The sequence below is a fragment of the Pyxidicoccus caerfyrddinensis genome (genome assembly GCF_010894405.1).
Classification (GTDB): Bacteria; Myxococcota; Myxococcia; order Myxococcales; family Myxococcaceae; genus Myxococcus; species Myxococcus caerfyrddinensis.
The window spans coordinates 26,331-51,754 of record NZ_JAAIYA010000023.1 but is presented as its reverse complement, the minus strand read 5'-3'; the positions used below and the strand labels follow the sequence as shown (position 1 = coordinate 51,754).

Sequence of the window (25,424 nt, the reverse complement as noted above, 5' to 3'; positions counted from 1 at the left end):
TCAGGGCTTCCGCCTTCACGGCCCGGGCACCTGCGCGTAGCCCAGCAGCCGGTCCATGTGGTTGAGCGCGTAGCTGAAGCCCTGCACGCGCGGGCCGTGGCTGCCCTCCACCGTGTAGAGCACGCCGTACGCCACGTGGTGCACCAGCCCCACGTGGTCCTCGCGGCCGTCCGCATCCAAGCGAGACCAGACGACGAGGTCCCCCGGCTGGGGCATGTAGGGCTCTCCTGACAGGTGGGCCCAGCCGCGCTGGCCCAGCTCGCCGAAGAGCTTCCGCGCGCTGACGGTATAGGGAAAGGGCGGGCCGCCCGGGTCCTGCCAGAAGCACCAGCTCACGAAGCCGGCGCACCACGTGCTGCCCTCGGGCGCCAGGTCGTGCAGGTACTTGCGAATCCACGGCCCCGCGTTGGGTCCGCCCACCTCGCCCGCGCCCGCCTTCAGCTCGCCGATGGCCGCCTCCAGCGCATGCCTTCCGCGCGCGCTGCCGCCCAGCTCCGGCAGCGGCATGACGGTGAAGTCGATGACGGGAGGATGCAGGAGCATGGGCCGCAGGTGCGTGAGGCTCCACCACGTGGCCGGCCCCACCTGGCCATCCGCCACCAGCGGCTCGCCGTTGGAGTCCAGGTTCTGCGCCTGGTAGGTGACGACCGCCGCGCGCGTGACCTCGCCGAAGTCGCCGTCCACGGCCAGCGGGTAGCCCCGCTGGGTGAGCAACTCCTGCAGCCGCCGCACCTCGGGCCCCGAGTCCCCCACAACCAACCCGCGAGCCATGGTGTGCCGTCCCCCCGTCCCTCCATGGTGGGGACGCCGCAACGTCGGGACTCCTGGCGGAAAGGGGCGGCGCGTGCCCGGCCCTGGACACCTCCCCACCCTCCAGGGAGGACCTGCCCGGCACCGGCTCCCGGTGAGCACGAGGCGCTTCTGGCCGACGCGCCAGGGGGTGATCCACCGCGCGGGCCCGGATGAATTCAGAGGGGTCCGATATGCCCTCTCGCGCCGGACGTTGTTTTTCCCAGCCGGGGCGGAAGCCCCATCGAAGCCAGGTGGCAGGGCGGACTTCTCGGCCGGAGAAGCCGCGGCCCCGATAGCGGAGGCGTGCAGATGTCCGAACTCTCGATGGAAGTGCGAGTGCAGGTCGCGAGGTTGCGGAATCTCATCATCGACGTAGCGCGCTGCGGCGCGCTCAGCAGCCCGCTGGGCTCGCTGCCTCATACCGAGCTGGACCCCATGGAGGTCCAGGCCATCTGGTGGCTGAAAGCCGAGAGCCTCCTGCCCGTCAACGTCCTCGCGGACCGCCTGGGCGGCATCGCCCTTCCCCGCCTCAGCCGGCTGCTGGACCGACTGGAGGACGCGAAGCTCGTCCAGCGCGAGCGCTCCGTGCGGCATGACCGGCGCCGCGTGCGCGTGCGCCTCACCGAGCAGGGCCGCGCCCTGGCGGAACAGGCGGACTCCGTGGTCCAGGAGCGCATGGCCAAGCTGCTGCTGCCTCTCGGGGGGGAGCAGCGCAGCGCGCTGATGGACATGCTGGAGGGCTGGGTGGAAGCGATGGGCTGCTGGAACCGCGCCGAGGAGCAGGCCGCCGCCGCCGAGGAGACCGAGCCGGAAGCCACCGAGCCGGCCGCCGTCGTGGTGCCTCCCGAGCCGCGCGCGCCGCGTCCCATGCTCACTCGCGCCGAGCCCCCCGCCATCACCGCCAACGCGGCCTGATGCGCTGGGGGCCCGGGGATGGGCCCGGGCTCCCAGCGGCATCACAGCCGGACTTCCACCACGCCCGACGCCTCACAGGCCGCGGCGACCTCGCCCGCCCACGGAGGATGACCGTCCGCCTCCACCTCCAGGTGGAGCGAGTCGGCGCGCACGCGGCCCAGCCGCCAGCGTCCCTCCGCGTCCGTGCGGCCCCGCGCGGGAGGCAGTGAGCCCAGGGTGCTGGCGCTGGTGACGAGCGCTCCGTACACCGGCGCTCCCGCCACCGTGACGTGCACCTCGCAGGGCACGCCGCCCTCATCTACCTGCACGGAGACGGTGCGCTCCGTGGCGTTTCCGCCCAGCTCCGCGGAGGTGCTGGCGTGGACTTCGTACGGCGAGGCCGCGGCCAGCACGCGATACGTCCCGGGCTGGAGCAGCGACACGGCGACGCCGTCCTCTTCGTCCTGGAAGACGTCGGCGGGGTGCGTGAGCCATGACGGCCCGTCTCCGTCCCGCCGCTGCAGGAGGAACACCGGGTAGGGCCTCCGCGCCCGCGCCTGGAGCTGCGCCCGGGTGAAGCCCTCCATGCGCAGCACCAGCCACCGGTACACCGGCACGCGCCACGTCACCTCCGCGTCTGTCGCGCCGGGCTCGGGGGTGAATTCGAATTCATGTCGAGCCGGCGACACCGGGCGTCCGGAGGGAGGAGCCTCCAGCTGCACGGTGAAGCGCGAGGCTTGCCATGACGGCAGCCCTGGCGCGGTGAAGCGTCCATCCGGCTCCAGCGCCACGGCCTCACCCTCCGGCCCCAGCAGCCGCGCGCCGGGCGGAGGCCGGTCCGAGCCCTCCAGCAACACCCGCCCTCGCAGCGTCACCGTGCCGCCCACGCCTCCAGGGAAGAGCGCGTCCACGTCGAGCACCACCGTCTCCACGCGCCCCTCGCGCAGCGCGACCTCCACGGGTCCGCCTTCGCGTCCCGAGGCGCTGCGCAGCCACAGCCGCACCGCGGGGTCCGGCGGCAATGGCAGCAACTGCGTCTCCCCTGCCCCCGAGATCAGCGACACCGATGTGTTCTCGCTCCGAGCCGACGCACCAACCGGAGCAACATGCGCTCCCGCTCGAGACGGCACGAGCGCACCCTCGCTCCGCGCCGCCGTGTCCGCTGGAGCTGCGCGCACTCCCTCTTGAAGCGGCACGGGCGTGCCATCCCGCAGCGCCGCCGCCACGACGGGAGCCGCGTGCGCCACCACCGGGAGGATTTTGCTCGCGCGCTCGGCCACTCGCGAGTCAGCGTCCACCACGCGCTCCAACCGCACGGAGAACGGGCCCTGCTCCGGCCTCGCTCCGGCCAGCCGCACGCGGACTCCAGTGGGCCGCCGCGCGCGCAGCACGCCCAGGTCCACGAGGCCCTCCACGGACTCCGGCACCCCGTCGCCCCACCAGAACGTCCCATCCGGCTCCCAGGCGAGCACCCGGTAGCGGTTCGCCACCGGCACCGGCTCCGGCCCCAGCGTCCCGCCTGAAGCAGACGGCGTCACCACCGCCGGACGCCACTCGGCCACGTTCGCCAGGTCCTCCAGCCGCTCCGGCCCCGCGCCGCCACCGCCCTCGCGCTTCGCCGCCTCCCACGTGCGCCGGTCCTCCTCGGAGATGAACGCCGCGCCCACGCGCGCCTCGCCGTGGAACGGATGCTCACCCTCCAGCACCGCGCGCAACCTCGGGCCCTCCGGCTCCGCGCGCGTGGGCACCTCGGAGACGACAGGCGTTGGCGTCACCGCCTCCACGACATCGGCCGGGCGCGCGGGTACGGCCTCGGCCTCGAGAGTCCGAGGCCACACCCACCACAGCACGAGCCCGGCCACCACCAGCGCGGCGGCCAGGCTCCAGCCTGCCTTGTGAAGCGTGCGGCTCAATCCGTGTCGCTGCTGGAGTACAGGGAGACGTAGACGGGAGCGTGGTCCGACAGGCGGGTGACGTAGTCCGTGGTGCTGGCGATGTAGTCCCGGCCCGAGGAGGAGAACTCCGTCACGTACGAGGCCTGCATCCAGAAGTGGTCATACGCGTTCGCGAAGCCACCGCTGGTGTTGAGCGTCGTCGCCACGTCGAGCTTGCAGGACACCGCCGGCGACAGCCCCGTCAACTCCACCCACGAGGCGCCGCTGCAGGCCATGTTGTGGTCGCCCACGAGGATGACGTCCTGGTCGCTCGTGCTGCCGTCCTGCACCGACTTGAACACGGTGTCGATGTTGCGCACCTCCACGTCGCGCTCGGCGGCGGTGCCCCAGATGGCGTGCCAGTTGATGAACGTGTAGTCCGCGCCCGTGGGCGTGTGCCGCACCTTCACGATTTGCGGCTCGCGCTCGAACTTGTCGCCCGAGTCGCTGTACACCGAGGACGACAGCAGCGACACCGTGTCCGTCCGGTACAGCACCGCGTAGATTTCCTTGTACGACGAGCGACCGATGAGCGGCGTCTGCGCGTAGCTCCACGACACGCCGGACACCTGCGTGAGCGCCTGGGCCAGCGCCGGCATCACGTCGGTGTTCATCACCTCCTGGAGGAACACCAGGTCACAGCCGTTGTTGGACGTGCTGTTGGAGCCGAACTGGTTCCAGATCTGCTTCGCATCGTCCGTGTACGTCTGCTCCGCGGCCCAGCCTTCGTGACGGAGGTTCCAGCTCACCACCCGAAGGTAGGAAGCCGCCTGCGCCAGCGAGGGAACGGCGACAGCGACCAGCACCACCGCATGCAGCAGGAAGGACGGCAGTCTCATGCAGGCACCTCGAAAGGGGGGGGCGGCCGAGGGGGACGGCCGCACGCGCGGGGCACCACGCGCGAAGTGCGTCGTAGTGGACTCGAGGTGCTAGGGGCAACAAACGTTCTCGAAACGTAAGAAATCCCCAAGGTCCAAACACACCCACCCTTGAGTCGAATGGCGACGTCGGCTGGCCGATGCACGCGCGTCGACCGCCCAGTAAACGCAACTTGATTGCATCTACATCTCAGATACATATTGCGCGCGTGCCATCGCACGCCTGTCGCAGCGGCAGTCCCCCAGCAGTCCCGACGAGGAACCCATCCATGAAGACCTGGCAGCTGTTCGAGAAGTCCCTGCTCACCGCCGGCGCGGCGGCCCTGTTCACCGCCTGCGGCGCTCCCGCCGAGGAGCCCGCCGCCGAGCAGGACTGGGAAGCCACCCTGACGTCGGAGGAGCAGGGGCTGCTCGCCTCGTGCGACCCGGTGGAACTGGGTGAGGTGGCCGAGCACGCCTGCGTCCACGCGGAGCTCGGTCCCTTCGAGTCCGTCACGGCCGCCACCCTGGGCGCACCCGTGCTGGTGGACGTGAGCCTCCCCCACACCGCGTACAACGTCACGCTGCCCGCCACGGGCTTCTGCGGCTGGGGTGGTCGCGTCGGCTTCATTCCCGACGAGTCCGGCGAGTTCGCCTTCCTCCTGTCGCGCCACCGCGGCGTGCGCATCTACGACGCCGCCACCGGCGCCGAGGTGACCCGCGAGTGCCGCTACAGCGTGCCCACCAGCGTGTGCGGCGACCTGAAGACCGCCATCGTCGCGGACCTCGAGGGCGGGACGGAGTACCACCTCCAGTTCCTGGCCATCGCGGAGCGCAACTCGGAGTTCACCCTCGTCATCGAGGAAGCCGCGCACGACCACTCCGAGGAGTAGTCGCGCCCACGAAGCCATGTCCCCACCCTTCCGCGCCCTCGCCCTGGCCGCGTGTGCCATGGCGCTCTCCGCCTGTGGCGGCGACGGGCCTCCGCCCGTCATCGCCCCTCCACCCGACGACACTCCCGCAACCACGGACCCCTGCGCGCCCGCCGGCCACATCCACCGGGAGCCTGGCGGGGACTGGTGTCACTGCAACCGGGGCTACAGGGCCACGGCCGAGGGCCTCGCGTGCGAGCCGGACCCCGACTACGTCCCCAGCGAGGGCTTCAGCTTCGGCGACAACGGCGAGCATGCCTGCTGGCATGTCTCCAACGGGCCCTACGTCACCGTCACCGCCTCCACCACCCGCGTGCCGCGCGTGGACGACTTCCACACGTACTACACGGTGAAGCTGCGTCCGGAGGGCGGCCAGTACGTGGGCACCTTCAGCTACAAGGCCTTCGCCACCGGCAACTTCGTCATCTACCTCGGCACGCCGGACGTCCCCGTCTCGCTGACGGAGACCGCCATCCAGGCCACCGTGATGCCGGCCGGCACCCGTGCCACCGACGACCACTGTGACGGTCTGAAGCACATGGTTGGCTACGAGCTGACGGACCGCGTCCAGTACACGCTCACGCTCGGTCCCACCGCCCTGCCCGAGCTGGGCATGGTGATTGAGCACCTGCCCTGACCCCCATCACTCCTCCGTGACGGCCACCGCGCTCGCGGGCACGGGAAACGACCGGGCCGAAATTGCAACTCAGTTACTTGAATCACATTGAAAGGAACCCCACATGAATTGGATGAAGAGGAAGCTCTGGAGTGCGCTGCTGGGCCTGTCGCTGGCGGCCTGCGGCACCATGGAGGAGGGGGACACGGAGTCCCCCGGGCAGCAGGAGCAGGAGCTGCCCGCCGGCTGCACGTCGGTGGACGACACCAACATGACGGACCACGCCTGCGTCCACTACGGCAACAGCGCCGACAACGTGAACGTGACGGCGAACGCCACGCGCACGACCAGCGCTCCGGCCATCAGCACGAAGCACAAGCACTACACCGTGACGCTGCCGGCCGGCGCGGAGGGCTCGGTGACATATGTCCCCTCGGCCACCACGGCGGGTGACACCACGGAGTCCGTCGCGTTCTACCTGTCGCCCTCGGCGACCTTCACCCTGCTGACCTCCGGCGGCGCCACCGTGACGCCGGGGCTCAGCGAGAGCATCACCTCCGGCTGCGGGCTGTCGCAGGTGGTGACGTACGACCTGACGGTGGGCAGCACGTACATCCTGGCCCTGGGACCCGTCACCGGGAACCAGGTGCGCGTGGTGCCGGAGTACCTGGATGACAACCGCGTCCGCTGGTACCGCGACGCGGACGGCGACACCTACGGCACCAGCACCAACTCCGTGCTCACCGCGTGCGAGCCGCCGTCCGGCTACGTGAACCGTCGCTTCGACTGCAACGACAACGACCCGGCCATCTTCAACTGCTAGCCGCGAACGCGTCCGCCGGAGTGCCCTTCCACGCGAGGGCGCTCCGGCACCGCCGTGAACCTTCCCTGCTTGCGCCCACCGCCGGAGCGCCCTTCCACGCAGGGGCACCCCCGACGCCGATTCCCACGCACCCTGCTGGCGCCCCCGCCAGCGCCCCTCTGGAGGAAGTACCGATGCGACTCGTCCACACCACCGCCCTGCTCGCTACCTGCGCCGCGCTCGCCCTGACAGGCTGCGACTCCGACGACACGCCTGACACGCCGGACGCGGGCGACACGGCGTCGCCCACGTTGACGGGCACCACCCCCGCCCCGGACGAGGCGCACGTGTCCGCCGACTCCGCCGTCACCGTGCGCTTCGGCGAGCCCATGAAGTCAGACCGGGGCACCGTGCGCGTGGCCGTGGACGGAGCAGCGTGGGCGCTCGGCATGAGCCACTGGAACGAGGAGGGACGCGCCCTCATGGTGCACCCCGCCGAGCCCTTCTCCGCGGGCGCGCGGGTCCAAGTCACCGTGGAGGCGGACTTCGAGGACCTGGCCGGCAACCGGCTCGCGGCCCCGCTCACCTTCCACTTCACCGTGCATGGGACGGCCGCCGCCCGGCCGCACGTCACTGCGTCCCAGCCCGCTGAGGGCGCCACCGGCATCCTGCCCGTGGAGCTCTACAAGGCCGACGCCACCAATCTCGCGCTGCGCAAGGTGCTCACCCTCACCTTCAACGAGCCGATGGATGCGTCTTCAACTCAGGTGACGCTGCGGGACGTGACGACGCCGGCCAATGCACCGCGCACGCTGACAGGCACCTGGTCCTCGGATGGCCTCACGCTGACGGTGGCCATTCCCCGCCCCGAGTCGGACCTGCCTCCGCTGGAGGAGGAGAACCGGTACACGCTGGACGTCACGGCGCTGCGGAGTGCCACGGACCAACCGGTGGACACGGCCCACGCCGGGCTCGGAGACGGGAAGCTGGACTTTACCACCGGCCGGCGCGACGCCAACGTCGAGCACGCGTGCACCCATGCCCTGCTCAACCCGTCCCAGGCCATCACCGCGGGCAGTGCACCAACGAGCTTCTACCCGGCGACGGACACGGGCCACACCTTCTACGGCCTGACGCTGCCGGCGGACGGGGCCACCTTTCGGGGCTACACGGAGGTGGTGACGGACCCCGACCGCGAGCAGACGGTGGCGCTCTACCTGAGCCAGTCCGTCCCCGTGGCGGTGCACGACACGACCGAGGGCGAAACGCTCGTGGCCTCCACGCTGGAGCCCGCAGCCCCGGTCTGCCTCCCCGCAATCACCCACGTGCTGAAGTTCACCGCCCCCTCGGGAGACCGCTTCCTGCGGCTCACCTTCGGACCGACGGAGCACGAGACGCTCACCTTCGTCTTCGAGCGGTACTGACCCACGAAGCGGGTGCGGCCTGCACGGAATGAGGTGCCCCCCCGGCGGCCGGCCGCCGCGGAATGAACGTTCCTTCCACGAGTCCTCCTCCCGACGAGGGGGAGCGAGGTGCCCCCCGGCGGCCGGCCGCCGCGGAATGAACGTTCCTTCCACGAGTCCTCCTCCCGACGAGGGGGAGCGAGGTGCCCCCCCGGCGGCCGGCCGCCGCGGAATGAACGTTCCTTCCGCGAGCCCTCCTCCCGACGGGAGGGGCGGAACTCGCGGGGCCCACCGCATCCCGCCTGCGCCCGCCCAACAGGCAGCCCACGGATACCGCGCACCAGGAGCCGTCTGTCTCGCAGGCAACCGTCATCTCCGACCCGCGTTGTACGCGCGCCGAGGCGACTCCTAGCGTCGGGCCCTCACGCAGCCCCACCCGAGGTCCCCGCGCCGCGTATGCGATTGCTCCCCCTCGCGCGTCCGCTCCTGGCGGCGTGCGCGCTGCTGCTGCTCCCCGGCTGCTTCCATCTCTTCGCGGGCGGAGGCGGAGGCTCGACGGAGTTCAGACCGCCCCGGCGCGTGAATCCGGCGGACGTGGCCGTGCCGGAGGACTACCGCGTCGAGGTCGTAGCCACCGGCCTCACCTACCCCACCGGCGTCGCCTTCGACGGGGACGGCACGCCCTACGTCACCGAGTCCGGCTACAGCTACGGCGAGGCCTTCGCCCAGTCCCGCCTGGTGCGCGTGGAGAAGGACGGCCGCCTCACGGAGGTCGCCCGGGGAGACCACCCGCCCTGGACGGGCGTCGCCTGGCACCAGGGCGCCTTCTACGTGGCCGAGGGCGGCGTGCAGGGCGGAGGCCGCATCGTCCGCATCACCCCGGACGGCCGCACCACGCCGCTCGTGTCCAACCTGCCTGGCCTCGGGGACCACCACACCAACGGCCCCGCCGTGGGGCCGGACGGTGCGCTCTACTTCAGCGTGGGCACCGCGACGAACTCGGGCGTGGTGGGCCCGGACAACGCGAGCCTCGGCTGGCTGGAGCGCAACCCTGCGTTCCATGACCTGCCCTGCCGCGACATCACCCTCGCGGGCGTCAACTACCCCAGCGACAACCCGCTCGCGCCAAAGACGGGGCGCGTGAGCACGGGCGCATTCGTCCCCTTCGGCACGGAGACGAAGCCGGGCCAGGTCATCAAGGGCGCCATGCCGTGCAGCGGCGCCGTGTTCCGCCTCGTCCCCGGCTCCACCGACCCGGAGCTGGTGGCGTGGGGCTTCCGCAATCCGTTCGGCCTCGCCTTCGCACCCAACGGCCGGCTGTACGTCACGGAGAACGGGCATGACGTGCGCGGCAGCCGGCCGCTGTTCGGCGTGGCGGACTACCTCTGGGAGGTGGAGCAGGGCGCGTGGTACGGCTTCCCGGACTTCGCGGGCGGCAAGCCGGTGGACCAGGAGTGGTTCAAGGTGCCCGGTGGCGACGTACCCAAGCGCGTCCTCCAGGAGGCCCCGGGTACGCCGCCAAGGCCGGTGGCGCTGTTCGGCGTGCACTCGTCCTCCAACCACCTGGACTTCTCGCGCAGCGCGGAGTTCGGCCACGTGGGCGAGGCCTTCGTCGCGCAGTTCGGAGACCAGTCCCCGGACACGGGCGAGACGCTGGCGCCGGTGGGCTTCAAGGTGGTGCGCGTGGACGTGTCCAACGGCGTCATCGAGGACTTCGTCGCCAACAAGAGCGAGGGCAGCGGCGGCCCCGCCACGAAGCTCGGGAAGGGCGGACTGGAGCGGCCCATCGACGCGCGCTTCGACCCGAGCGGCCGGGCGCTCTACATCGTCGACTTCGGGGTGATGCTGGTGAAGGCCAAGGGCGTCATCCAGCCCTTCGAGAAGACGGGCGTGCTCTGGCGCATCACCCGCGCGGCGCCGGAGGCAAAGAAGCCATGAGGACCGCCATGCTCGCCGTGCTGGCGCTGGTGGCGGCCTGCGGCCCGGCGCGCCGGGGTCCCGCCTTCGGCACGCCGCGCCAGTTCAATGCGCAGCAGCAGGAGGGGCGCATCCTCTTCATGCGCAACTGCAATCCCTGTCACCCGGGCGGCGCCGGGGGCCTGGGGCCGAGCCTCAACAACAAGCCCCTGCCGTCCGTGGCCATGCGCACGCAGATTCGCCGAGGCGTGGGCGCCATGCCCGCCTTCACCGACGAGATGCTCAGCGACGCCGAGGTGGACGCCATCGTCGCGTTCCTGAACGAGATGCAGGAGGAGAAACCCTGAGTCGGTGACTCCACACGCCGAGCCCCTCCTCTACCAGGATGAGCTGGACCCGCCTCCGCCGAAGCTGCCGCCTCCGCCACGCCACGAGTCGTCAGAGTTGGAGTTGGAGTTGGAGCTCGAGCTCGAGGAGGACGAGGAAGACGACGAGTCGTCGGAGCCGAAGGACGATGAGGACGATGAGGACGATGACATCCAGTCCGTGTCATGCGAGCGGGGAGTGGAGCCGGAGTAGGCCTCCCCACCGGCCGGCGGCGCGGTGAAGACGTTGAATCCCAGCACCGAGAGCGCGACCGGCACCATCGCCATCAGGCCGAAGAGGAACGTCTTGTCGAAGAAGGACGGCAGGCTGGCGGGGTTGGCCTTCACCAGCGCGGCCCCGATGCCGACGACGACACATCCCAAGAGGATGGCGCCCATGGTCCGCGCCCCCGTGCCGCGCCCCTGCTGCCAGGCCCGGATGCCCACGAGCAGCGCCGCGAACAGCCCCGCGTAACCGAGGAAGATGGCGACTCCGGACACCGGGCTGAGCAGCGAGATGAGGATGGGTGGAACGAGGAAGAGCGCGCCCTTCACGACGCCCAGGAGCGTGGAGCCGAGCCGCTCACTCCAGGGTCCGAGCGCCACGACCAGGAGCACCGCCACCAGCGCCGACAGCACCAGGGCGAGGAACGCATCGCGCCCCTCATACGAGGGAGGCGGCTCGACCCGGGGCTGACGCCCCGCGCTTGGGTCCAGGAAGGTCGGCTCACTCCTGGCGCCGCGCTCCGCGTTCGCAAGGTCGGCCGTCGTCTCGGCCATGGCGCCACCCTCCGCGCCCGGAAGCCCGGCGGTGGGCGTGGCCACGGCATCGCTACCGGAAGTCGGGAGGCCGGGAGTCTGCCCGCTCACGGCGTCAGGCCGCGGAGCCACCTCTGTCCCGGCCGACACGTTCCCCGGCAGCCGCTCCCCCACGCCCTGGATGATGGCGAGCAGCGCGCCCCGGTAGTCGCGCACGCGCATCAGCGGGCCCTGCGCGTCGAGCAGGCGCCGCACCGTCCCGTCTGGCAGGTGCTCCTCCACCCCGTAGCCCACCTCCAGCCGCATGCGCCGGTCCTTCACGGCGACCACCAGCAGCACGCCGTCGTCCCGGCCCTTCTCGCCGCCCTTCCACGCCTCCGCGGCCTGAATCGAATAGTCCTCGATGGGCACCCTCCCCGTCGTGGCCACGACGAGCACCGCCATCTGCACGCCCGTCTCCGAGCGCAGACGCACCAGGCGGTCCGCGACGGCGCCCGTGTCCTCGCGGGACAGGAACCCGTCCGGGTCCGTGACGGGCCGGCGCAGGTCGGGGATGCCGCCCAGCAGCATGGCTGGCAGCAACAGCGTCAGGCAGAGGGACTGCACCATCGGGGAACCTCGGAGCGGAGCACGACCAGTCCTGAACAGACGATACCACCCGGCCTGTCGCCTTGTTTCGATACGGTTGCGTTCCGTAATCCAGCTCTCTAGCCTGGATTCATGGAACGACGTCGTCTCGTATCCAAGCGACAGCCCCGGACCGCCGCGAGCCCACCGCCGCCCGCTCCGGAAGTGAACGTGAGCCGCCGCCCCGGCCGCCCGAGGAGCGAGGAGGCGCACGGCGCCATCCTCGACGCCGCCGTCCAGCTCATCCGCGAGGTGGGCTACGACGCGCTCACCATGGACGCCATCGCCTCGCGCGCCGGGGTGGGCAAGGCGACCGTGTACCGCCGCTGGTCCACGAAGGAGACGCTCGCCGCCGAGGCCGTCGAGCGCGTCATGCGCGCCATCCCCGTCCCCGACACCGGGACTGTCGAGGGTGACCTGCGGCGGATGATGCGCGACGCCCTGGGCATGTACCGGGACCCATCGTCAGGCGCCCTGCTGTCCGGCTTCGTCGCCGCCATGGCCCGCAGCGAGCTCATCGCCAAGGCCGTCCGCTCCGGCATCGTCGGGGTGCGCCGCGAGGCCCTCCGGCAGGTGCTGGAGCGCGGCGTGGCGCGGGGCGAGCTGCGAAAGGGGCTCGACCAGGAGCTCGCGCTCGACCTGCTCGGTGGCCCGCTCTTCTACCGCTTCCTCATCACCGGCGGCCCCGTCGACGAGCGGCTCGCGCGCGGCGTCGTCGACGCCGTCCTGCGCGCCTTTTCCCCATCGCCAGGGCCACGGAGGCCATGAGCCATGCTGGACTTTCTCTCCGATGAGATGCGCCGGGACCCGTACCCGCTGTTCGCCCGGGCCCGCGGCCATCCGCTTCGAGCCCGTGAAAATGTCCGCGGCGGTGACTTGAAACCCCGCGCTACCGCCCCAGGAACCGCCGAGCCGCCTCGCAGTCCGCGACGTCGAGCCCCTCGGTGAACCGGTCGTAGACCGCCGCGACGAGGTCCCTCGCCGCCACCTCCTCTCCGACACGACGAAGCAACCCTCCCAGGCCGAGCGACGCGCGCAGCTCGTGAAGCAGGGCGCCCATCGCGCGTGCCTCCTTGCATGCCCGAAGGAAACAGGTCCGGGCACCCCGCTCATCCCCGCTCCGCCGCAGCAGCTCTCCCCGCAGCCGCCACAGCTCTGGAAGGGCATGACGGGCCAGTCCCGAGTCAGCCACCTCCATCCCCTCGCGGACCGCCTCCAGTCCCTCCTGGAGGTGCCCTCCGAGCATGCACGCGCAGCCCACTGCCTCCGAGTAGAGCGGGAAGACCACCCAGGCGCCCATGGCCTTCAACGCGGCAAGTCCCTGTCGGGCCGTGTCGAGGCCCCGCTCCGATTCCCCCAGTCTCGCGAGCGCCCAGCCATGAAGGCAGGTGGAGACGGCCAGCATGTAGGGCAAGCCATACTCCGAGGAGAGGGCCATGGTGCGCGCCGCGTCGTCCAGCGCCGCCCGGAGGTCCCCCGTCTCGTGTGCGATGGCTGCCCCGAACATGAGCACCGTCGCCAGCGCGTAGGGTTGGTGCATCTGCTCGGCCTGCACCAGCCCCTTCTGGTACTCCGTCCTTGCCTGGTCCGACAGCCCCATCACCACGGCGCTCAACGCGCGATACATGTACACGTTGAGCCGTTGCTCGATGACGTAGCTGTGAGCGCCCCCTCGGATGAGCATGGGCACTTCCTGCAGGTCACGCCGGGCCAGCGGGACCTGTGCTTCCACGCATCGGCGCTGGCAATCGGCCAGGTCGCCCCGCCAGAAGGCGCGCGAAGCGAGCGCGGCGCCCACCACCACCTGGCAGATGGGGTCTTCCTTCGTCTCGAGCATGCGCTCGAAGTGGACCGCGAGCCGGTCGGTGCCCTCGCGGTCTCCCCGCACGAGCGCGATGACCCAGACGCCCCAGAGCACGGACAGGGGCACGTCACCGAATCGCTCGCACAAGACACGCGCCCGCGAATACACGGCCTCCACCTCTGGAGCGGCGAAGCCCCGCACCGAGATGAACGCCATTCCCAATCCCACCTGCAGGGCAATTTCCCGCTGGTCTCGTTCATGGGTGGCCGGCAGCCGCCGCAGCAGCTTCAGTCCCCGGGAGAAGTGGCTGATGGCCTCGGGAAAGGCGGACTTTCCCTCGGCATGGTGGCCGGCGTCGTGCCACAGGCCCACTGCCTGTGCCACGAGTCCCGCCTGGGTGGCATGCCACGCCAGCAGCTCTGGCTGCTCCTCGAACACTTCGGGAAATACCAGGCTCAGCATCTCGACCACCCGGGCGTGGTGGCGCTGGCGCACCTCCCGCGGCATCGACTGATAGGCCACGTCCTGCACCAGTGCATGCCTGAAGGTGTACGTGGCGGCGTAGGACTCGCCCTGCTGGAAGAGCAGCCCGGCCTTCTCCAGCGCGTCCAGCTCCCGCAGCAGCTCGTCCTCGCCCAGGAAGGACAGCGCGCGCAGCATCTCGTAGCGGAACTCGCGCCCCAGCGTGGCCGCCTGCTGCACCAGGGCCCTGAGCGGAAGCGGAAGCGAGTCCAGCCGGGCCTGGAGCAGCTCGTGCAGGGTGGCCGGGAGGGTCTTGAGGGGCTCCCCCGGCCAGGCTCCCTCCGGGGCCCCCTGCGCCAGCAGCATCCACGTCAGCTCCTCGATGAAGAGGGGAACTCCATCCGTGTGCGCCACGAGCTGGGCCACCACGCCCTCGGAAAGCGGCCTTCCTCCCGCCGCCGCGCGCGCGAGGTCGACCGTGCACGCGGGGGACAGCCGCCCCAGCGGCAACAGCTGGAAGCCCGCGCGGTCCGCCCACCGCGGCTCGAACTCGGGTCGCGCGGTGAGCAGGACACACAGCGGCATCCCTTCCAGTCGCCCCACCAGGACATCCAGGAACAGGAGCGTCGACGGATCCGCCCAGTGCACGTCCTCCAGCAAGAACGTCAGCGGCGCCACGGCGGCGAGCCGCAGCAGCAGCGTGGCCAGGCTCTCCATCATCCACTCCCGCTGGCGCTCCACCGAGAGCTGGAGGAACTGCGCCCCCTGGGGCACGGGCAGCGCGAGGAAGGAGGCCAGAGGGTCCGCGTGCTCTGGAAGCATGCCCAGCGCGCCCAACCGCGCCTCCAGTCGCTCCCTCCACCGTGTGGGCGGCTCGTCTGGAACCAGCTCCAGGAAGCGATGAAGCCAGTCCACGAGCGGAGAGAAGGCGCTGCCCTGAAGCTGCGGCCAGCACTGGCATCGCGCCCACGTGCCCACGTGCCCCGACTCGCGGTCGTACAGCTCCTGCACCAGGCGGGACTTCCCGATGCCCGCCTCCCCGCTCACCAGCACATACGTGCCCTGCCCCTCGCGGGCGCCCCGCCACAGCGCCACCAGCCGCCGCAGCTCGCCTTCACGTCCTATCAACGGCGTCAGCCTGCCCGTCACCAGCGCCCGGTCGAACCGACTTCCTCCCCGCCTTTCCCGCTCCACCTGGTGGACACCCACGGGCGTGGGGCGCAGCAGCCCCGCGAACGCGCGCGTCCCCAGGAAGTGCGTCTGGAAGACACCTCGCACGAGCGTGTGCGTACCTTCACTCAGCAGGACGGTGTCCGGCGCCGCCTGGGTGGCCAGCCATGCCGCCACGCGCGGCGCCTCGCCCCGAATCGCGGACATCAAGCCGTGCGGCTCAGGGGCGGTGTCCGCCACCGTCACCAGGTCCGTGTGTACGCCCACCCTCGCGACGACCCCTCCGCCAGACAACAGGGGAACCAGCTCCCGCGGAAGCGCGTCCTTCAGCCGCAGCGCCGCGCGCACCGCCTGCACCGCTGCGTCCTCCCTGCCCTCGGGATAGCCGAAGCACGCCTGCACCTCCGCGCCCATGCAGGTGGCGAGCACCCCGCCGTACTGGCGGATGATGCGCGCACACGCGGAATGGAAGCCAACCTCCAGCGCATGGAGCTCCTCACCATCGAGGATGTCCTCGTCCCCGAGCTCCACCAGCGACAGGGAGCAGGAAACGACCGTCAACAGCCAGCGCTCCGCGACGAGAATCCCCGTGCGCTCGCGCGGAGGTGGCAACCGTGCCTCCTGTGCGTGGAGCCGCGCCAGCAGCGCGTGCCCATCCGCAGGGCGCTCCTCGGGACGGAGGGACAGGGCCTCCGCCACCAGACGGTCCAGTGCCTCCGGCAACTCCGGCCGTCGCTCGCGCACCGAGGGCATGGGGGTGGAAGACGTGACCCGAGCGCGCAGCTCTTCGGGCCCCGCCGTGGGAAACGGATGCTCGCCCACGAGGAGCTCGAAGAAGAGGAGCCCCGCCGCCCAGACATCGGTGCGCGCGGACAGCGGGCCTCCCTGCCACTGCTCCGGAGCCATGTATGCGGGAGTCCCGCCACCTGGAATGCCCGTCACGGGAGCGCTGTCGGAGATGAGGCGGGCCAGGCCGAAGTCGAGCAGCTTGACCCTGCCGTCGCCCAGGACGAAGACATTGCCGGGCTTGAGGTCCAGGTGGACGACCCCGCGGTCATGCGCGTGCGCGAGCCCGGAAGCCACACCGATGAGGATGTCGAGTGAGCGGCGCGGGCCCGGCCTCCCGCGCCGCAGAAGTGACCGCAGGCACTCGCCGTCCAGGGCCTCCATCACCAGGAAGGGCACGTGCAATGGGCCCTCTCCCGGGGCCAGGATGAAGCCGGTGTCCCACTCCACCACGTCGTGGATGCGGACGATGTTCTCGTGGTCCAGCCGGGCAATGGACTTCGCCTCGTCGCGCAACAATGCCAGCAGCCTCGGCATGTCGGCCCCGGGCTCCGCGTGGAGGAACTTCAAGGCGACCGTTCGGTGCAACGCGTGGTCCCACGCGCGGAAGACACGGCCCATGCCTCCGCTGCCCAGCACCGCGAGCACCTCGTAGCGATGCCCGTCCAGACCGCCGAGCCACTGCCCCGGAGCAGGCACCGGCGCCGATTGAAGCCGACGGGCCACGGCCTGGAGCAGCGGGCCTCCGAAGTCGGAGGCGTCCTCCGGAGCGAGCGGCTTCGTCACTCCGGGTGGCCCCGTGTCGTTGACGCCCTGTGCCTCGTCCACCTCGGCCTCCCCCCCAGGGACCGCCGCGGACTCCCGCCCGCGCCGCCTACGTCACGTACACATTGAGGATGGCCAGGGGCCGGAGCTCAGTCCCAGCCACAGCCCAGACCATGCCGGCGTAATACCCATTTTCGATAGTGGCATTGCCGAGTTCGACCAACGAGACCGAGAGCGTATTGCCATCCGGCCTCAGCTCCACTTCGATGTTATCGGGGAGGATGCTCTTGTTGGCGTCTCCCAGCTTGAGGAGTGGCGTCGTCTGGAGGTTGAAGTCGCGGACGCAGTAGGGGGTCATCACCTGGTACGGACCCTTGCTGGAGGCCTTGGCCTCGGTATCCAGGACGATGCCCACCACCGGAATATCGTCGCCCCGGCAACGGGACCACCACTCGAAGGGAAAGGAAGCCAGTTGGTACCAGTCCTCCATGAAGCCCCTCAGCGGTGGCTCAGAACATGGTGGACCCTTTCCCTGCCCTGAGCACTGGCACGAGCACGGGCTCCCCCCTCCCATCAACATCGACTGGAGCCACGTCGACCCTCGCAGCAGCATGTTCGTGTAGGTGGAACTGGAAGCCATCGCCCACGAAGCCCAGAATTGCATGGCGCCCGAGGACGCCGCGCCACCGTAATCCGCGCCACAGCCAATCCCTGACATGTCTTTCCCCCAGTCCCTACGGTCCATCGGCTCCTGACGATTGGGAAGCAAGCGCGGCCCGAGCGAATGAATGGCCGCCAGGAGGACGCGGGGACCTGCTCACGTCACGGCTCATGCGAATAGAATGTATCGAAGAGCTCGTAGAGCCAGAGCCCTACCAGGGCGGGAGCCATGAGGTTGAGAAAGGCCCCGGCCATGGCAGGCCCCTGGTAGGTGCGCCGGTCCGCGAGGCTCGAGTACCGCAAGCACTTGCTGAGGCAGATGCTGAATTGAGGAGCATCAGAGGTGGACTGGGAATGGGGCATGACGCGCTCGAAGCCTTCGTCCACCTCGATGCCCCCCGCCCTTGCAGTCCCATACAACATGCTGCCCAGACTCCGGTTGAGGGAGAACTCCATGTTGTACGACGGAGCCGCTGTATTGATCTGGTAGTTGATGTCCAGGATGACGTCGAACGCGGCGACCCGGCCCACATCCACGTTCCAGCTCCATTCAACTTCCTCGAAGAGGTTGCCCTTCCACTCGCAGCCGAGGGGCGCCGCCATCGCGGTGGGCGCTGGCCCCCATCCCCCCAGGGCATCCCGGGCGATTTGCCTGGAACACGTCCAGAACAGGGAATCGACTTCCCACTGTCGTGGGTCGGCGAGCCTCTTGAGCTCACCGAAGGGAAGGCGCGTGCTCCCACAGAGCTGCACTGTCGTGATGAGGCTTCTAGGGTCGAACACGACAGAATCCCCCTGGGGAACGGTCGTTGGCGCCCTCAGCAGGGACCGCTCCGCCCCGCGGCAGGGTGGAGCCTCCTCCCGATCCTGCCGAGCATTGCCAATGGGCCGCAGTCCATACGTCATCCGCCGCACCGCATCTGGAACCAGTTCGTAGAGTCTCGACGAATCGGTGGCTTTGAATAAGGCCTTCTCGAGCTGTCCTACCTCCTGCTGCCCCATCAACCCGACGAGAGCGGGTCTGAACAGCGCGTTCTGCTCCTTGCTCCCCGCATAGGTCGCGGCGGCCAGCCGGGCCCTGGCCATGTTGAAGGCCCGTCGCGCGTACGGTCCGCGAGCACCGCGCAGGAAGGCAAAGGCCTCCTGGATGGGCGTGACGACCGTGTAGGGCGAGACGGCGGTCAAGGACGAGATGGACGAGGGATCGTTGCCAGGGCCAGGCTCTATTCCGTCGAGGACGCCCCCGGGAGCACCGGACGCATGAAGGAAGAGGCTCAGCGCCGCGGCCCGGCTGGCGATGCGCTCCTCCTCCAGAGTGGCCGGTGCTCCACGCCTCCATGGAAAGGGAAACTCGGTCCCCAGGAACACGGCGTGCCTCCAGCGGTAGGCCCTGCTCCTGACAACTTGGCGTCAGTTCCCCGGAACTCAACCCGTGGCCGCGCGGCGGGACAGGCGTCCCGTCGTAGGCTGCCGTGGGGGTGAACGCCATGGCACCATCCACGCCCTTGCTGCTCTACGGAGCCACCGGGTACACGGGCCGGCTGCTCGCGCGGGCCGCCCGCGAGCACGGGCTGCGTCCGGTGCTGGGAGGCAGGGATGGCGCCCGCCTGGCACAAGTGGCCGCGGAGCTGGGACTGGAGCACCGGGTGGCGAGCCTGGAAGGCGCCAGCCTGGACGCGGCCCTGCACGGCATGCGCGCCGTGCTGCATGCGGCGGGCCCCTTCTCGGCCACGTCCCTTCCCATGGTGGAGGCGTGCCTGCGCACGGGCGTCCACTACCTCGACCTCAGCGGCGAGGTCGCCGCCATCGAGTCCGTGCGAGCGCACGACGCACGGGCGCGCCAGCGGGGAGTGATGCTCCTGTGCGGCGCGGGCTTCGACGTGGTGCCCTCGGACTGCCTCGCGCTGGGACTGGCGCGCCAGCTTCCGGGCGCGCGCAAGCTGGTGCTGGGCATCTCCGGGCTGGAGCTCATCTCGCGCGGCTCTTTGCGCACGCTTGCCGAAGGCGCGGGCCAGGCCGTCCTCATCCGCCAGGGGAACCAGGTGGTGGGCATTCCTCCCGGCTCCCGGATGCGGGAGCTGGACTTCGGCGCGGGCCCCCGGCCGTGCGTGGCGCTGAGCTGGGCGGACGTGGCCACGGCCCATGCCTCCACCGGCATCCCCGACATCGAGGTGTATTGCGAGGCCATTCCCGCGCTGCGGATGCTGATGCTGGCGAACCGCTCCCTGGGTAACTTGTTGTCCACGCCCCTGGGGCAGCTGTGGCTGGAGCTGCAGGCACAGGCCTTCCCGCCAGGTCCCACGGAGGAGCAGCGCGCCGGGCGCCAGGCCGTCATCGTGTGCGAAGTGGAGGACGGAGCGGGGCGGTGCCTCCGCGGCCGCCTGCGCACGCCGGAGGTCTATGGCTTCTCCTGCACCACCGCCTGGGCCCTCGCGCGGCGGGTGCTCGCGGAAGACGTGGAGGCGGGCTTCCAGACTCCCGCCCGGGTGTACGGGCCGGAGTTCGTGCTCGCCTTCCCGGGCGTGGTACGGGATTTCCCCTGATGCAGTCGCGACCCTGAACGCGGGGGTGAGCCCGCGTCGGCGCGAGGACGGCGACCGCGGGTCGCATTGACGCAATGCGCGCGCGCTCGTGCAATGGCGGGCAATGACACGCGGAAGGCCCATCGAGGTCGCCATCATCGGGGGTGGCTGCGCGGGCGTCAGCGCTGCTTTCGAGCTGACGCGTCCCGAGCACCAGGGGCGCTATCACGTCACGATGTACCAGCTCGGCTGGAGGCTGGGAGGCAAGGGCGCGTCCGGCCGGGGCCCGGCGGACCGCATCCAGGAGCACGGCCTGCACCTGTGGATGGGGTTCTACGAGAACGCGTTCCGGCTGATGCGCGAGTGCTACGCGGAGCTGCGGCGCGACCCGGCCACCTGCCCCATCGCGGACTGGCGGGATGCCTTCACGCCCGACCCGTTCAACGGCGTCGCGGACTACTCTCCGAGCGGACGCTGGCTGCCGTGGAAGGTTCACCTGCCGCCGTTCGAGGGACTGCCCGGGGAGCCGGGCGCGACCCTCCCGCGGTGGACCGTCGGCGAGTACCTGGCGCGAGCCCTGGAGCTGCTGCGCACGCTGCTGTCCGCCATCCAGGCGCCCGGGAGCCCGCCGTCCGCGTCCGGCGCGGAGGCGTCCGGGAGCGCACCGGGCGTGGGCAGCCCGGAGGCCCTGTTGGAGTCCATGGCGCGCCTGCTGAAGCTGGGCGGGTTCGCCTCGCTGGCCGCGGTGGTGGAGGCGCTGAACCTGCTGGAGGTCGCGCTCGGGACGCTGCGCCGCTACCCCATGGAGCTGTTGCTGCGCTTCCACGACATGGTGGCGTCGTCGCTGCGCGGGCTGATGGAGCAGCAGGTGGCGGCCGACGACGAGCTGCGCCGGCTCTGGGAAATCGCGGACCTGGTGCTCGCGGTGGTGCGGGGCGCGCTGCGCTTCCGCCTGCTGGCGGACCCGCGCGGCTTCGACGCCATCGACGACTATGACTGCCGCGAGTGGCTGCGGCTCAACGGCGCCTCGGAGCGCTCCATCAACAGCGCCTTCATTCGGGCGCTGTACGACCTGGCCTTCGCCTACGAGGACGGCGACGCGCGGCGGCCCCGCATCGCCGCCGGGCAGGCCCTGCGAGGGGCGCTGCGGGCGTTCTTCACGTACCGCGGCGCCTTCTTCTGGAAGATGCGCTCGGGCATGGGGGACATCGTCTTCGCGCCCTTCTACGAGGTGCTGAAGCGGCGGGGCGCGAGCTTCGCGTTCTTCCACCGCCTGGAGTCCGTGCGGCTGTCGGACCCGGCCCGGCGGGCTCCAGGTGAGCGCCCCCACGTGGAGGCACTGGAGTTCGACGTGCAAGCCGAGGTGGCGGGCGGCGGCGAGTACCAGCCGCTCGTGGACGTGCGCGGGCTGCCATGCTGGCCCGCGGCGCCGGACTGGAGCCAGCTCGTGGACGGCGAGAGGCTGCAGCGCGAGGGGTGGCGCTTCGAATCCGCGTGGGACCTGCGCAAGGCGGGCACGCGCGTGCTGCGGGTGGGCCAGGACTTCGACCTGGTGGTGCTGGCGGTGGGCGGAGGCGCCGTGCGCGGGGTCTGCCGGGAGCTGGTGGACCAGGACCCACGCTGGCGCGCGATGGTGGAGCGCGTGAAGACGGTGCCCACGCAGGCGTTCCAGCTCTGGCTCGGCACGGGCATGCGGGAGCTGGGCTGGCATGACGGCCCCATCAACATCTCCGGCTTCGTGAAGCCCTTCGACACCTGGGCGGACATGACACACCTGGCCTCGGAGGAGAGCTGGCCCCGGCCGCCGCGCGCCATCGCCTACTTCTGCAGCGTGCTGCCCGACACGCCCGAGGCGGAGCGGCAACGCCCGGCCTTCCCGGACGAGCAGCACGAGCGGGTCCGCCGCAACGCCGTGCGCTTCCTCCAGCGCGACCTCGTCCACCTGTGGCCGCGGTGTCAGGGCGCCGCCGGTGGCTTCCGGTGGGACGTGCTGATGGACCCGGCCTCGCCCGCGGAGGCCGGCCCCCAGGGCGAGGCCCGCTTCGATTCACAGTACTGGACCGCGAACGTGAGCCCCACGGAGCGCTACACCCTGTCGCTGCCGGGGAGCTTGCGCTTCCGCATCTCCCCGCTCGACCACACCTACGACAACCTCACCGTCGCTGGCGACTGGACGGACTGCGGCTTCAACGAAGGCTGCGTGGAGGCCGCGGTGATGTCGGGCCGGCTGGCGGCGCACGCGCTCTCCGGCACGCCCCGGCTCGAGGAAGTCGTCGGCTTCGACCACCCGTGAGCGGCGCTGCCAGTCCCCTTCTTCCAGGAGCCTGTGATGAATCCAGACGAGCGCGTGAAGAGGCCGGAGCCGGGGCGCACGCAACCCATCCGGAACTGGTGGACGATGTTCGGCCCGCCTGGGGCGCAGCCACCCTCCGCGGAAGCGGGAGCGGGAGCGGCGATTCCCCCAGCGGACCCGGTCTCCCGGGGCGTGGAGATGGGGTACCGGGTCATCGAGGAGTACATGCGCCAGGGCCAGAACGTCGCGCGGATGATGGGGGTTCCGTACGCGGGCGCGGGCGGGGGTGTCGGGCCCGGGGACGGGATGCCCCAGCGCATGGCCACCCTGATGCGGAGCTTCGCGGACTTCGCGGGACTGTGGATGGAGATGCTGGGCACGATGAGCCCCGCGGGCTTCCCCCCGCGAGCGCCGGACATGGCGTCGCCGCTGGGGACGGCGGGCCCGTTCTCCGCGGGAGTCGTTGCGCCAGAGCCCCCTCCCACCACGCCGGCACCGGCGCCGGTGGCGACGGCTCCGGAAGCCCTGGCCGCACCCGGTGTCACGCTGGAGCTGGACACCCGACGGCGCGCGGAGGTGTCCATCGACCTGCGCATGCGCTCGGTCGGAATACCCCTGCGGGTGCACGACCTGCGCGCGCCCGAGCCGGACGTGCCTCGCCTCACGGGAGCGCGCCTCGAGACAGCCCCCGAAGAGGACCGGGTCACCCTCCGCCTGCGCATTCCGGACGACCACCCTCCCGGCATCTACAGCGGCCTCATCCTGGACGAGCGGACAGGCATGCCGCGAGGCACCATCAGCGTGCGCCTCTTCGCCCCTTGAGGAGGAACACTCCATGAGCACCCCTGAAGCGGCCCATGTGCGGGAGAAGCTCGCGGAGTACGGGACGGCGGCGCGGGAGAGGATGCGGCACTACCTGCGAGGCAGGCCCTCCGACCATGCCTTCCAGGAGCTGGTCGCGGACTACCCCGAGCGCGGAGGCCGCTCGCTGCGCGCGGGCCTGTGCCTGGCCACCGCGCGCGCGTTCGGCGCGTCGATGACGGAGGCGCTGAACTCGGCGGTGGCGCTGGAGCTGCTCCACAACGCCTTCCTGGTGCACGACGACGTGGAGGATGAGAGTGAGCAACGGCGTGGGCGCCCCACGCTGCACCGCGGGCATGGCACTCCGCTGGCCGTCCACGTGGGGGATGCACTCACCGCCCTGAGCCTCCAGCCGCTGCTGGACAACGTGGGCACACTGGGCACCCGGCTCGCGTTGCGGGTGCTCCAGGAGGCCGAGCGCATGACCCGCGAGTCCGTGGAGGGACAGACGCTGGAGCTCTGGTGGCGGCAGCACAACGTGGTGGAGCTGCACGAGGGCGACTACCTGCGGATGGTGCTGAAGAAGACGTGTTGGTACACGACCATCTATCCCCTGCGAGTGGGCGCGCTCATCGGCACCCGGGACGGAGTGGACCTGGACCGGTACCTGCGCTTCGGCTTCTTCGTGGGCGCGGCGTTCCAGATTCAGGACGACCTGTTGAACCTGGTGGGCGACGAGGCGAGCTACGGCAAGGAGCTGGCCGGTGACCTGTTGGAGGGAAAGCGCACGCTGATGCTCCTCCACTTCTTCCACGCGCAGGACCCGGAGGGCCGCAGCCGGCTGTCACGCCTGCTGAGCCAGCCCCGGGCGGAGCGGCGGGAGGAGGAGCTGCGCTGGGTGCGCGGCGGCATGGACGACCATGGCTCCATCACCTTCGCGAGGCAGGTGGCCCATGGGCTCGCCGGGGCCGCGCGGCACGAGTTCTCACGAGCGTACGGCGACCTGCGGGACTCCCCCGACAAGCGCCTCCTGGAGGCCCTCCCCGCGTGGGTCCTGGAGCGGGCCTGAGGGGTGCGGGCTTCAGGGGACGTGTTGCGCCAGGAGCGCGCGGAGGCGGGGAGTCATCGTGGGGAATGAGCCGCGGGACAGGTGGTCCACGAGGGTGTCGGCCAGCGTGGCGCGGAAGTCCCGCACGCGGTAGCCCAGCTCGCGGACCGCCTTGCCCACGTTGGCGAAGGTGAAGCGCTGCCCGGACCCGACGACGGAGAGGTTCAGTTCCTCCAGCGGGTGTTCGAAGAAGGCGGAGGCCATTTCGGACGAGAAGGCCATCCCGAGCGCGGCGGGCCAGGGCAGCGGCCAGGGCCGGTGGAGGCCGGTGAGCCGCCACAGCTCGGAGAAGAGCTGGCCATAGCTGAGATTGACACCTGCCAGCAGATACCGTTCTCCCGGACGGCCCCGCTCCAGGGCGGAGACGTACGCGGCGGCGACATCTCGCACGTCACAGAAGGACATCCCCCCTTGCAGGTAGAAACGCAGGGAGCCCTGGAGATAGTGCGACACGAAGCGTGTGCCCGTGAGGCGCGCGTCGCCCGGCCCCAGCGCGTTGCCCGGGTTGAGCACGACAACGTCCGCGCCCAGTGCCGCCATGGCCAGCGCCAGCTCCTCCCCTGCCCGCTTCGACTCGACGTAGGCCGAGCCTCCCACGCGCGCGTCCGCCCCGGCGCACTCGTCGCGAGCAACGGGCAGCGTCGTGGAACCGAGGGTGCCAACCGTGGACGTGAACAGCACCCGCAGGCTCCGGGCCCGGGCCGCCTCCAGCACGTAGCGACTGCCCTCCACATTCACCCGGAACAAGGCTTCCCGGTCACGTGGACGCAGCGCCACCAGACCGGCGCAGTGCACGACGGCCTCCACGCCTTCCAGGGCCCGGGCAACGGCGCTCCGGTCCAGGACATCGCCCTCGGTCTCCTCCAGAGGCAGGGCCTTCAAGACCTCACGCGAGCTCGTGGCACGGACGAGGATTCGCACCCGATGTCCCGCTTGGACGAAGGCCCGGGTGACCCAGGCTCCGAGGAACCCGGTGGCCCCGGTGACGAGGACTCGCACGGCTCACCCCTCCCGCCGCTCAAGCTAGGACCTCCCCTCTGGAGCGCCGCGCCACCGCGCCCTGTACGGGTCGGCTGCCCCGGCCTCAGGGGAAGTGCTCCTGTCGCTCAACGTCTGTTCCCAGCCCCGCGGGAGCAGCGAGTGCACGGAGTCGGC

20 protein-coding genes are annotated in these 25,424 nt (G+C 70.8%); 12 read left to right on the top strand and 8 right to left on the bottom strand.

Features of this window, described 5'->3' with window-relative positions; all coding sequences use genetic code 11:
• Positions 1-15: 15 nt before the first annotated feature.
• The gene (locus tag G4D86_RS39410; RefSeq protein WP_163999457.1) at positions 16-771 is read right to left on the bottom strand and encodes an NlpC/P60 family protein; all 756 of its coding nucleotides are present in this window, start codon (positions 769-771) and stop codon (positions 16-18) included.
• 330 nt (positions 772-1,101) lie between these two features.
• Between G4D86_RS39410 and G4D86_RS39405 the strand changes: the two genes are divergently transcribed.
• Positions 1,102-1,707: a MarR family winged helix-turn-helix transcriptional regulator gene (locus tag G4D86_RS39405; protein ID WP_240360729.1), complete on the top strand. Its 606-nt coding sequence runs from the start codon at positions 1,102-1,104 to the stop codon at positions 1,705-1,707.
• Positions 1,708-1,748: 41 nt separating this feature from the next.
• Here the strand turns inward: G4D86_RS39405 and G4D86_RS39400 are convergent, their stop codons facing one another.
• Positions 1,749-3,599, bottom strand: a complete 1,851-nt coding sequence (locus G4D86_RS39400; RefSeq protein ID WP_240360728.1) for a carboxypeptidase-like regulatory domain-containing protein — start codon at positions 3,597-3,599, stop codon at positions 1,749-1,751.
• Entirely contained in the window at positions 3,596-4,459 is an 864-nt protein-coding gene (locus tag G4D86_RS39395) for an exonuclease/endonuclease/phosphatase family protein (protein WP_163999456.1), read from the bottom strand. Before G4D86_RS39395 ends, G4D86_RS39400 begins: the two co-directional genes overlap by 4 nt.
• 308 nt (positions 4,460-4,767) lie before the next feature.
• Here G4D86_RS39395 and G4D86_RS39390 point away from each other — a divergent pair, with 308 nt between their 5' ends.
• The 6 genes from G4D86_RS39390 (at position 4,768) to G4D86_RS39365 (ending at position 10,494) form a co-directional block, all read left to right on the top strand.
• The gene (locus tag G4D86_RS39390; protein ID WP_240360727.1) at positions 4,768-5,370 is read left to right on the top strand and encodes a hypothetical protein; all 603 of its coding nucleotides are present in this window, start codon (positions 4,768-4,770) and stop codon (positions 5,368-5,370) included.
• A gap of 16 nt (positions 5,371-5,386) precedes the next feature.
• Complete coding sequence (locus G4D86_RS39385; RefSeq protein WP_163999455.1) at positions 5,387-6,046, top strand: hypothetical protein; 660 nt, start codon at positions 5,387-5,389, stop codon at positions 6,044-6,046.
• A gap of 112 nt (positions 6,047-6,158) precedes the next feature.
• Complete coding sequence (locus G4D86_RS39380; protein ID WP_240360726.1) at positions 6,159-6,848, top strand: hypothetical protein; 690 nt, start codon at positions 6,159-6,161, stop codon at positions 6,846-6,848.
• A gap of 173 nt (positions 6,849-7,021) precedes the next feature.
• Positions 7,022-8,251 carry an Ig-like domain-containing domain gene (locus tag G4D86_RS39375; RefSeq protein WP_240360725.1) on the top strand — a complete coding sequence of 410 codons (1,230 nt, stop codon included), beginning with the start codon at positions 7,022-7,024 and terminating at the stop codon, positions 8,249-8,251.
• Positions 8,252-8,686: 435 nt separating this feature from the next.
• A complete protein-coding gene (locus G4D86_RS39370; RefSeq protein WP_163999453.1) occupies positions 8,687-10,168 on the top strand; it encodes a PQQ-dependent sugar dehydrogenase in 1,482 nt (493 codons plus the stop codon).
• Positions 10,165-10,494: a c-type cytochrome gene (locus G4D86_RS39365; RefSeq protein ID WP_163999452.1), complete on the top strand. Its 330-nt coding sequence runs from the start codon at positions 10,165-10,167 to the stop codon at positions 10,492-10,494. The genes G4D86_RS39370 and G4D86_RS39365 overlap by 4 nt, the downstream gene beginning before the upstream one ends.
• A 30-nt stretch (positions 10,495-10,524) precedes the next feature.
• On the opposite strand, the gene G4D86_RS39360 is transcribed toward G4D86_RS39365, so the two are convergent.
• Entirely contained in the window at positions 10,525-11,880 is a 1,356-nt protein-coding gene (locus G4D86_RS39360) for a TPM domain-containing protein (RefSeq protein ID WP_163999451.1), read from the bottom strand.
• A gap of 189 nt (positions 11,881-12,069) precedes the next feature.
• Here G4D86_RS39360 and G4D86_RS39355 point away from each other — a divergent pair, with 189 nt between their 5' ends.
• Positions 12,070-12,666: a TetR/AcrR family transcriptional regulator gene (locus G4D86_RS39355; protein WP_163999450.1), complete on the top strand. Its 597-nt coding sequence runs from the start codon at positions 12,070-12,072 to the stop codon at positions 12,664-12,666.
• A gap of 121 nt (positions 12,667-12,787) precedes the next feature.
• Here the strand turns inward: G4D86_RS39355 and G4D86_RS39350 are convergent, their stop codons facing one another.
• The 3 genes from G4D86_RS39350 to G4D86_RS39340 form a co-directional block, all read right to left on the bottom strand.
• Positions 12,788-16,948, bottom strand: coding sequence for a protein kinase domain-containing protein (locus G4D86_RS39350; RefSeq protein WP_163999449.1), 4,161 nt, complete (start codon positions 16,946-16,948; stop codon positions 12,788-12,790).
• Between the two features lie 46 nt (positions 16,949-16,994).
• Positions 16,995-17,375, bottom strand: coding sequence for a hypothetical protein (locus G4D86_RS39345; RefSeq protein WP_163999448.1), 381 nt, complete (start codon positions 17,373-17,375; stop codon positions 16,995-16,997).
• A gap of 332 nt (positions 17,376-17,707) precedes the next feature.
• Positions 17,708-18,913, bottom strand: a complete 1,206-nt coding sequence (locus G4D86_RS39340; protein ID WP_163999447.1) for a hypothetical protein — start codon at positions 18,911-18,913, stop codon at positions 17,708-17,710.
• Between the two features lie 119 nt (positions 18,914-19,032).
• Here G4D86_RS39340 and G4D86_RS39335 point away from each other — a divergent pair, with 119 nt between their 5' ends.
• The 4 genes from G4D86_RS39335 to G4D86_RS39320 all read left to right on the top strand — a co-directional run bounded on the left by G4D86_RS39335 (position 19,033) and on the right by G4D86_RS39320 (position 24,230).
• Positions 19,033-20,088, top strand: coding sequence for a saccharopine dehydrogenase family protein (locus G4D86_RS39335; protein WP_163999446.1), 1,056 nt, complete (start codon positions 19,033-19,035; stop codon positions 20,086-20,088).
• Between the two features lie 103 nt (positions 20,089-20,191).
• Positions 20,192-22,360, top strand: a complete 2,169-nt coding sequence (locus G4D86_RS39330; protein WP_163999445.1) for an NAD(P)-binding protein — start codon at positions 20,192-20,194, stop codon at positions 22,358-22,360.
• Between the two features lie 36 nt (positions 22,361-22,396).
• Positions 22,397-23,182, top strand: a complete 786-nt coding sequence (locus G4D86_RS39325; RefSeq protein WP_163999444.1) for a hypothetical protein — start codon at positions 22,397-22,399, stop codon at positions 23,180-23,182.
• Positions 23,183-23,195: 13 nt separating this feature from the next.
• Positions 23,196-24,230 carry a polyprenyl synthetase family protein gene (locus G4D86_RS39320; protein WP_163999443.1) on the top strand — a complete coding sequence of 345 codons (1,035 nt, stop codon included), beginning with the start codon at positions 23,196-23,198 and terminating at the stop codon, positions 24,228-24,230.
• A 12-nt stretch (positions 24,231-24,242) separates the two neighbouring features.
• Here G4D86_RS39320 and G4D86_RS39315 read toward each other — a convergent pair whose 3' ends face one another.
• The gene (locus G4D86_RS39315; protein ID WP_163999442.1) at positions 24,243-25,268 is read right to left on the bottom strand and encodes an NAD-dependent epimerase/dehydratase family protein; all 1,026 of its coding nucleotides are present in this window, start codon (positions 25,266-25,268) and stop codon (positions 24,243-24,245) included.
• Positions 25,269-25,424: the final 156 nt, after the last annotated feature.

Excerpts from the sequence above, each read along its gene's own strand:
- G4D86_RS39325 (WP_163999444.1), top strand. The coding sequence starts at position 22,397 with ATGAATCCAGACGAGCGCGTGAAGAGGCCGGAGCCGGGGCGCACGCAA.
- G4D86_RS39385 (WP_163999455.1), top strand. The coding sequence starts at position 5,387 with ATGTCCCCACCCTTCCGCGCCCTCGCCCTGGCCGCGTGTGCCATGGCG.
- G4D86_RS39390 (WP_240360727.1), top strand. The coding sequence starts at position 4,768 with ATGAAGACCTGGCAGCTGTTCGAGAAGTCCCTGCTCACCGCCGGCGCG.
- G4D86_RS39335 (WP_163999446.1), top strand. The coding sequence starts at position 19,033 with ATGGCACCATCCACGCCCTTGCTGCTCTACGGAGCCACCGGGTACACG.
- G4D86_RS39410 (WP_163999457.1), bottom strand. The coding sequence starts at position 771 with ATGGCTCGCGGGTTGGTTGTGGGGGACTCGGGGCCCGAGGTGCGGCGG.
- G4D86_RS39375 (WP_240360725.1), top strand. The coding sequence starts at position 7,022 with ATGCGACTCGTCCACACCACCGCCCTGCTCGCTACCTGCGCCGCGCTC.
- G4D86_RS39330 (WP_163999445.1), top strand. The coding sequence starts at position 20,192 with ATGACACGCGGAAGGCCCATCGAGGTCGCCATCATCGGGGGTGGCTGC.
- G4D86_RS39345 (WP_163999448.1), bottom strand. The coding sequence starts at position 17,375 with ATGGAGGACTGGTACCAACTGGCTTCCTTTCCCTTCGAGTGGTGGTCC.
- G4D86_RS39370 (WP_163999453.1), top strand. The coding sequence starts at position 8,687 with ATGCGATTGCTCCCCCTCGCGCGTCCGCTCCTGGCGGCGTGCGCGCTG.
- G4D86_RS39395 (WP_163999456.1), bottom strand. The coding sequence starts at position 4,459 with ATGAGACTGCCGTCCTTCCTGCTGCATGCGGTGGTGCTGGTCGCTGTC.
- G4D86_RS39380 (WP_240360726.1), top strand. The coding sequence starts at position 6,159 with ATGAAGAGGAAGCTCTGGAGTGCGCTGCTGGGCCTGTCGCTGGCGGCC.
- G4D86_RS39360 (WP_163999451.1), bottom strand. The coding sequence starts at position 11,880 with ATGGTGCAGTCCCTCTGCCTGACGCTGTTGCTGCCAGCCATGCTGCTG.
- G4D86_RS39405 (WP_240360729.1), top strand. The coding sequence starts at position 1,102 with ATGTCCGAACTCTCGATGGAAGTGCGAGTGCAGGTCGCGAGGTTGCGG.
- G4D86_RS39320 (WP_163999443.1), top strand. The coding sequence starts at position 23,196 with ATGAGCACCCCTGAAGCGGCCCATGTGCGGGAGAAGCTCGCGGAGTAC.
- G4D86_RS39365 (WP_163999452.1), top strand. The coding sequence starts at position 10,165 with ATGAGGACCGCCATGCTCGCCGTGCTGGCGCTGGTGGCGGCCTGCGGC.